Genomic DNA, 6,600 nt, shown 5'->3' with positions numbered 1-6,600 from the left:
AAAATTTCTACTGTTGTAGATACGCAAGTCTGAATCAAAGTAAAGATAGTTTAAGACAAATACAAAATTTCTACTGTTGTAGATCATAGGTGTACCTAGGTTTATTCGCCGGTTTAAGACAAATACAAAATTTCTACTGTTGTAGATTCATTACTGCTTTGTCGTCAATTGGAGTTTAAGACAAATACAAAATTTCTACTGTTGTAGATTAAATTAATTTATTATATTTTGCATGGTTTAAGACAAATACAAAATTTCTACTGTTGTAGATGTTACCAACATAAGTTACCTCCGTTTGTTTAAGACAAATACAAAATTTCTACTGTTGTAGATTTCCTGAATCCTCTACTGCCCTTATCTTGTTTAAGACAAATACAAAATTTCTACTGTTGTAGATATACCTAGATTGCTGTTGAATGTAATCGTTTAAGACAAATACAAAATTTCTACTGTTGTAGATTGATTGGGATACCGTGTATAATCAAAGTTTAAGACAAATACAAAATTTCTACTGTTGTAGATTTGATTATGTTAACTTCAACTTAAGACTGATATAGAATTTCTACTATTATAGCTATATAATCTCCACTATGCTTTCAGTAATTTTTCTCATTTTATCTATTTTGTCTGGTGCTTATTTTGTTTTGATTAACATTGCTTCTCCGGGAACTTTTTTGGGGACGATTTTTAGTTTTTCTGCAGTTTGGCTTTTGATTGCAGTTTTCTTTGCGCTTCTTTTTGTGCTTGAAAGGCAAAAAATTCTTAAGAAAATTTTGCTTGGAATTTCAAAAACATCTAAAATAATTTTGGTTTCTTTTATTTGCACAGGAGTTTTTATTGCGGGTCTGAATCTGTTTTTTATTTGCACTCCGCGGCTTTCTGACGGAAATGAAAATGTGCGCTATGTGATTGTTCTTGGCGGCGGAATCACGAAGAATGCCAAGCTTACAGATTCAGTGCAGAACCGTGTGCGTGTTGCTTCCGAATATTTAAAATCTCATCCGACGTCGCTTGCGGTTGTTACAGGCGGAAAAGGAAAGTTTGCGCCTTGCCCGGAATCTGATGTTTTAAAACCTGTGCTTGCTTCTTATGGAATTGATGAAAATCGGATTCTTGCAGAAAACAAAGCGAAGGACACAATTCAAAATTTTATGTTTAGCGCAGAACTTTTTGCAGAACATGACGGAATCACAGTAGAAGAAGTTCTTGCTTCTCCTGTTGCGATTGTAACAAGCGACTTTCATATTGCACGAGCTGAACGTCTTGCTTCACGAATGGGATTTTCCGATGTGTATGGAGTCGCATCAAAAACTCCGCCACTTTTTATCTTGAACAGTTATTGCCGAGAAATATGCAGCTACGTAAAACTGAACTTAAGAATTTTGCTCACAGGCAAGCCAAACCATTTATAAAGAAAACAGAAATTCTTGCCGTAAAGATATACGGTGTGGTATTTTTATAAAAGATTTATTTTTCAACTTTTTCAGGAGAAACTATTATGTCTAATTTTTGTGAAAAGGTAAAATTTTTTTTCATTGATGTAAAAAACAAAATTGTTATTTTTTTTGAAAAGTTAAAAAACTCTTTCTGCGAATTTTTTAAATCACTAAGAAACAAAGTTTTGAAGTTTTTTGAAAAACATAAAAATTCAAAAACACAAAAAGATTCAAATTTAAAAGCTGAACCTGAAGAGTCAAAAATAAAAAAATCAGTTGGTAAAAAAATCGGTTTTGTATTTTTGAATTTCTTTGATGTTGTTTTTGATTTAGTTTTTGCAGCGGTAATTATTTTAAGATTAAAACCTGAACTTATGAATGGCGATTCACTTTGCAATAGAATGTCGATTATTGATTTTGTGAAAAGTAATTTAGAGAGTGATTTTTTATTTTTAGTTTTCCTTTCTGCATTGTTGTCGGCATATTTTATTTTCAAATTGATTTTTTCATTTATTTATGTACGCGGTTTGCAGAGAATTTCTTGCGCAATGATTGTGGTTCTGAGCATTGTTTCAATTTTTCTTTTGCCAACAAGTACTCTGTTCTTTCTTTTGTTTTATTTTCTTCTATATATTACCTTTCAGATTTCGTGCGGAATAAAACCTAGCTGCTCCATTTATAAACTTATTGCAGTGATAGCTTTGGATGTTGCGCTTTATCTTGAACTTCATCTGATTTTCATAACTGAAATTCAGAAATCTATGATAAATATTAAGGAATCTCTTTTTACAATTATTGGTTGTCTTAAGATTTAAAATAACAGTAAAGGAAATTTATATGAAAATTAATTTTAGCCTTAAACAATTTTTTCCTCAAAAATGGCAGGTAAAATTTCCTGTTATGCTTTTTGCAGTTGTGATGATGGGCGTTACGCTTTCAGTTCTTATTGAAATTGGCTGGGGAACTGATCCTGCGACTTTTATGAATTATCATGTGGCGGCGCTGCTTGGAACTGATAATATCGGCTTGATTCAGATTATGGATTATGCGGTTTTTCTTATTTTTGTAATTTTGTTTGGGGCGCAGCATATTGGCTTGGGGTCGATTGCGAATATGTTTTTTATTGGATTCGTTTCTGATTTTTCACGTTGGATTTGGAAACTGATTGGATTTCATCAGTTTTTGCAGAATGCGGAACTTTTGCCAAAGGCTGGAATTTTTGCTTTTATTTTGCTTTTTTTTGTAACTGCTTGCGCGATTTATATGAATTCAGAATTGGGAATTGCGCCTTACGATGCGGTTCCTGCAATTATCAGCGACAGATTTGTTAAGCTTCCTTTTTTTATTGTCCGTATTATTTTTGATTATTCCTCAATTACGATTGGACTTGTGGCTGCTTGCTTTGCGAAAAATAATATTCCGAACCCAGTCGCGACTTTTTGTGGAATCGGGCTTAGAACAAATATTTTTGGTTCAATCTGCATGGCTCTTCTTTTAGGACCGGCTATTTCGCTTGTTGGAAAATTTATGAAAAAAATTATTCCAGTGTTCCGTGAAAATTAAAGTCGTATTATTTTTTGTTGTCTTGCGCTGGATTTTTTACAATTTGAATTATATACATTTATTTATGCTGCAATTGTATTGAATAAATTTTATAGAAAAAATATTTCTAAGACTTGACCGAGAAACCTCTTGTATGAGATTGCCGTGTCGGAGCACGGCAATGACAAGCGAGAGTAAATTAGATAATGGCAGGCTAAATTATTTTATTGCAACGTAAATAAAAATTGTTCCTGTTTTTCCGTTGCAGTCTTCCTGATATTCTTCAAAGTCTCCAGTGAATGTGCGTTCAAGCGGAATGCTCCAAATCGCAGCCCAAGCTTTTCCTACATCTTTTGCAACATCGCCTTTCACTGTGAACTTTGCATATTTTCCGTTTGGAATTTGTTTTACTGCAAATCCTTTTTCTTTTGCGTCTAAAGCTGATTCATTTGAAATTTGAACTCCCACAAGAACTGTGTAATCCTGTTCTGTTGGCGTTCCGTAATCGCAGTAAAGTCCAACTGCTTTTTGATTTGTTCTGCAAGAAAATTTTGCCTGCACGCTTCCGAGTTTCTGCCAAAGTCTGCCTATTTTTTGAGTCATATCCGGCTCGCTGTTCGATGTTACTTCTGTAAGTCCTGCAAATGTCATTTGTGGCAATTCTACGATTTCGTATTTCATGTTTCCTTCCTAATGAAAAATTATTTATGCTTGAATTATAAAATATTTAATATGACAACAGTATGTCATGTTTTATTTTAAATTACATTTATTTTTTTTCGCGTAAATGATATGATAAAAATATCTGTGAAAAAAATATTTTTCTTTGTTTTGTTTATTTCATTTTTCTCTTGCCTAAAGTTCAGTGCTGAAACTTTTTCATTTACGGCTTCTGTTGGCTTTCAGTCTGGAAAAGTTCAGGAATATGTTTATGATTCTGGCGATGTTCTTAGCCGGCTTGACTGGAAAACTGATTTTATTCCTGTTGCGGATATTTCTTCTAGGCTGAATATTTTTCATATTGTTACTGATATTGATTTTCTTTGCGCTTTGCCAATAAAGTATGGAACGATTGAAGATTGGGATTGGCTTGGCGAGGATAAAACAAGAGCAACAAATTTTTCAAAGCATGATCTTTCACTTGAAAGAAAATTTGAAATTGAAGCAAAAAGCGGATATGAATTTGTTTTTGAAAAAATAAAACTTGTTCCGCAGATTGGCTTGCGTTACCGTAATCAAAAGTTCAAGGCGCACAACGGATATTATCAGTACGCGGATTATGAGAATGGCGAATATTTGAGCGACTCAATAGAAAGAAAAAAAATTAACGGAACAGGACTTTCTTACGAGCAGCAGTTTGTGCTTCCGTTTGTTTCGCTTGAAGCCGAATCTAAAATTTTTTCTAGCTGGGTTCTGGTTTTAAACTGGAGGTGCTATCCTTATATTTATTGCTTTGCGGTTGACAGACATTATTTTAGAAATGCAGATTTCCGCGATGCAATGTACGGTTCTGGATTTTTGCTTGGCGCGGAATTGCGTTACAAGTCTTTTTCAATTATTGCTAATTATGAATTTCTTGAATGCAAAAACGGAATCTCAGAATATAAGGAAGACGGAAAATCCGCTGTGGAACTTTATACTGTGCCGGGAATAAAGTCTTCAGTTTTTTCTGTTATGGCGCGGTATAGATTTTAAAATTTCAATATAAAGATATGTCGCAGCAAAAACTTTTTGAACTCGTTTACATTCTCTTGGATAAAAAATCAATCACTGCAAAAAAACTTTCGGAGCATTTTGGGGTTTCGGAAAGAACGATTTACCGTTGGGCGGAATCTTTGGCGGAAGCGGGAGTTCCTGTTTATTCTACGCAAGGGCGTGCTGGCGGATTTGCGATTGCAGAAAACTATGCGTTGGATAAAACCATTTTTACTGATGAAGAAAAATGTTCTGTCGTTTCAAGTTTAAAAGCTGTTGCAAAACTTACAGGCAGCGAGTGTTCTGTGAAAAACTCTGCGGAAAAAACGGTGGTGCAAAAACTTAGCAGGTTTGCTTCGAAAAACACTGACTGGCTTGAACTTGATTTTTCTCCATGGAATCCGCAGGGAAAAAACATCAACGAAATATTTAACAAACTTAAAAATGCCGTAATAGAAAAACATCAAATTGAGTTTGATTATTTTTCACTTAATAAAAAAACTGAGCATAGAACTGTTCAGCCTTGGAAAATTGTATTCCGCGGTGTGGGCTGGTATTTTTATGGTTGGTGCAATGTTCGTTGCGCTCCAAGATATTTCAAGCTGAATAGAATCTGCAATTTAAAAGTTCTGAATAAAAAAGTTTGTATGGAAGAAAAGAAGTTTGGAACTGAACAAAAAAAATTTTATAGCGCAGAAAAAGAAATTCCTATGATTGAAATAACTGCTCAAGTTGCAGACAGCGAGCTTTATAGAATCATGGATGAATTTGCGGTTTGCAAAGTTGAAAAGTTTTCTTTGGAAACTTCAATTGTAAAATTCAATGCGCCTGAAATTAACTGGCTTGTTCCTTTCCTTTTGTCATTTGGCTCAGCTATAAAAATAATTTTTCCTGAAAAAATAAAAAAGCAATTTTCCATTGAAGTAAAAAAAATGTCAGCGCAGTTAAAGGAAAAATAAAAATCCAATTGAAGAAGATAAAAATATTGGTATAATAAATTTTAATTTATAATTAAGGAAAGATTTGTATGAAAAATTTTTTGCGGATTTTATTTTCATCTTTTGTTTTAGTTTTATTTTTCGGATGCATGGCGACAACAACTTCAGCTGGAAATGTAGGCGCGGACAGAAATCAACTTATGATTGTTTCTGAAGAGCAGATGGAGCAGAGTGCGAATGAATCTTATGCTCAGGTTATTGCTGAGGCGAAAAAATCCGGCACGCTGAATGTTGACGCTGCAACTGTTGCCCGCGTAAGAACTGTTGCAAAAAATTTGATTGCGCAGGTTGGAGCTTTTAGAGAAGACGCGCTTTCTTGGAGCTGGCAGGTGAATGTAATCAGCGACAGTACTGTAAACGCTTGGTGTATGCCAGGCGGAAAAATTGTTGTCTACACTGGAATTATTCAAAGCCTTAACTTAACCGATGCGCAGCTTGCCGCTGTAATGGGACACGAAATTGCACATGCGCTTAGAGAACATAGCCGTGAACAGGCTAGCAGCGAAACTTTGAAGAATGCAGGAATTGCAGTTGTATCTTCTGTTGCAGGTCTTGATGAAACTGGAAATGCTTTGCTTGGGATTGCAGCTCAATATACTTTGACTCTTCCATTTTCACGTTCGCACGAAACAGAAGCGGATCACATTGGAACAGAACTTATGGCGCGTGCAGGATATGATCCTAATGAAGCTGTTGCGGTCTGGGAAAAAATGTCTGCGCTCGGTGGAACTCAGATTCCAGAAATTATGAGCACTCATCCTTCCAATACAAGTCGCATAAAAGACTTGACCGAAATCTCTAAAAAAGTTTATCCGCTTTACGAGGCTTCAAGAAAGTAAATGTTAACGCAATAGAAATCAATTTTTGCACAAAGCATCTCCATTTGACACCCTATCAGTCGGTCGGGTATATTGTCAGTGATATTTTTT

The 6,600-nt window shown here is 34.7% G+C and carries 7 protein-coding genes and 1 CRISPR repeat array; of the genes, 6 read left to right on the top strand and 1 reads right to left on the bottom strand.

The features are described from left to right. Positions 1–48: 48 nt before the first annotated feature. A CRISPR array of direct repeats spans positions 49–522; the repeat unit is 36 nt; unit sequence GTTTAAGACAAATACAAAATTTCTACTGTTGTAGAT. A 68-nt stretch (positions 523–590) separates the two neighbouring features. The 3 genes from B4C08_RS07915 (at position 591) to B4C08_RS07905 (ending at position 2,999) form a co-directional block, all read left to right on the top strand. Beyond that, positions 591–1,412 (top strand): YdcF family protein, encoded by an 822-nt coding sequence (locus tag B4C08_RS07915; protein WP_296664293.1) that lies wholly within the window; start codon positions 591–593, stop codon positions 1,410–1,412. Positions 1,413–1,498: 86 nt separating this feature from the next. After that, complete coding sequence (locus B4C08_RS07910; protein WP_296664292.1) at positions 1,499–2,251, top strand: hypothetical protein; 753 nt, start codon at positions 1,499–1,501, stop codon at positions 2,249–2,251. 22 nt (positions 2,252–2,273) lie between these two features. Next, the gene (locus tag B4C08_RS07905) at positions 2,274–2,999 is read left to right on the top strand and encodes a hypothetical protein (protein WP_296664291.1); all 726 of its coding nucleotides are present in this window, start codon (positions 2,274–2,276) and stop codon (positions 2,997–2,999) included. A 198-nt stretch (positions 3,000–3,197) separates the two neighbouring features. Here B4C08_RS07905 and B4C08_RS07900 read toward each other — a convergent pair whose 3' ends face one another. Beyond that, positions 3,198–3,659 (bottom strand): GyrI-like domain-containing protein, encoded by a 462-nt coding sequence (locus B4C08_RS07900; protein WP_296664290.1) that lies wholly within the window; start codon positions 3,657–3,659, stop codon positions 3,198–3,200. A gap of 126 nt (positions 3,660–3,785) precedes the next feature. Between B4C08_RS07900 and B4C08_RS07895 the strand changes: the two genes are divergently transcribed. The 3 genes from B4C08_RS07895 to B4C08_RS07885 all read left to right on the top strand — a co-directional run bounded on the left by B4C08_RS07895 (position 3,786) and on the right by B4C08_RS07885 (position 6,510). Continuing rightward, positions 3,786–4,673: an omptin family outer membrane protease gene (locus tag B4C08_RS07895; RefSeq protein WP_296664289.1), complete on the top strand. Its 888-nt coding sequence runs from the start codon at positions 3,786–3,788 to the stop codon at positions 4,671–4,673. A 17-nt stretch (positions 4,674–4,690) separates the two neighbouring features. Beyond that, the gene (locus tag B4C08_RS07890) at positions 4,691–5,632 is read left to right on the top strand and encodes a helix-turn-helix transcriptional regulator (RefSeq protein WP_296664288.1); all 942 of its coding nucleotides are present in this window, start codon (positions 4,691–4,693) and stop codon (positions 5,630–5,632) included. A 68-nt stretch (positions 5,633–5,700) separates the two neighbouring features. After that, a complete protein-coding gene (locus tag B4C08_RS07885; RefSeq protein WP_296664287.1) occupies positions 5,701–6,510 on the top strand; it encodes a M48 family metallopeptidase in 810 nt (269 codons plus the stop codon). The last annotated feature ends 90 nt before the right edge of the window (positions 6,511–6,600 follow it).

The sequence above is a fragment of the Treponema sp. UBA753 genome (genome assembly GCF_002297325.1).
Lineage (GTDB): Bacteria > Spirochaetota > Spirochaetia > Treponematales > Treponemataceae > Treponema_D.
This window is presented reverse-complemented; position numbering and strand designations above follow the sequence as displayed.

What these genes read in the sequence shown, in the direction of transcription:
- B4C08_RS07890 (WP_296664288.1), top strand. Translation starts at nt 4,691, where the DNA reads ATGTCGCAGCAAAAACTTTTTGAACTCGTTTACATTCTCTTGGATAAA.
- B4C08_RS07910 (WP_296664292.1), top strand. Translation starts at nt 1,499, where the DNA reads ATGTCTAATTTTTGTGAAAAGGTAAAATTTTTTTTCATTGATGTAAAA.
- B4C08_RS07885 (WP_296664287.1), top strand. Translation starts at nt 5,701, where the DNA reads ATGAAAAATTTTTTGCGGATTTTATTTTCATCTTTTGTTTTAGTTTTA.
- B4C08_RS07900 (WP_296664290.1), bottom strand. Translation starts at nt 3,659, where the DNA reads ATGAAATACGAAATCGTAGAATTGCCACAAATGACATTTGCAGGACTT.
- B4C08_RS07915 (WP_296664293.1), top strand. Translation starts at nt 591, where the DNA reads ATGCTTTCAGTAATTTTTCTCATTTTATCTATTTTGTCTGGTGCTTAT.
- B4C08_RS07905 (WP_296664291.1), top strand. Translation starts at nt 2,274, where the DNA reads ATGAAAATTAATTTTAGCCTTAAACAATTTTTTCCTCAAAAATGGCAG.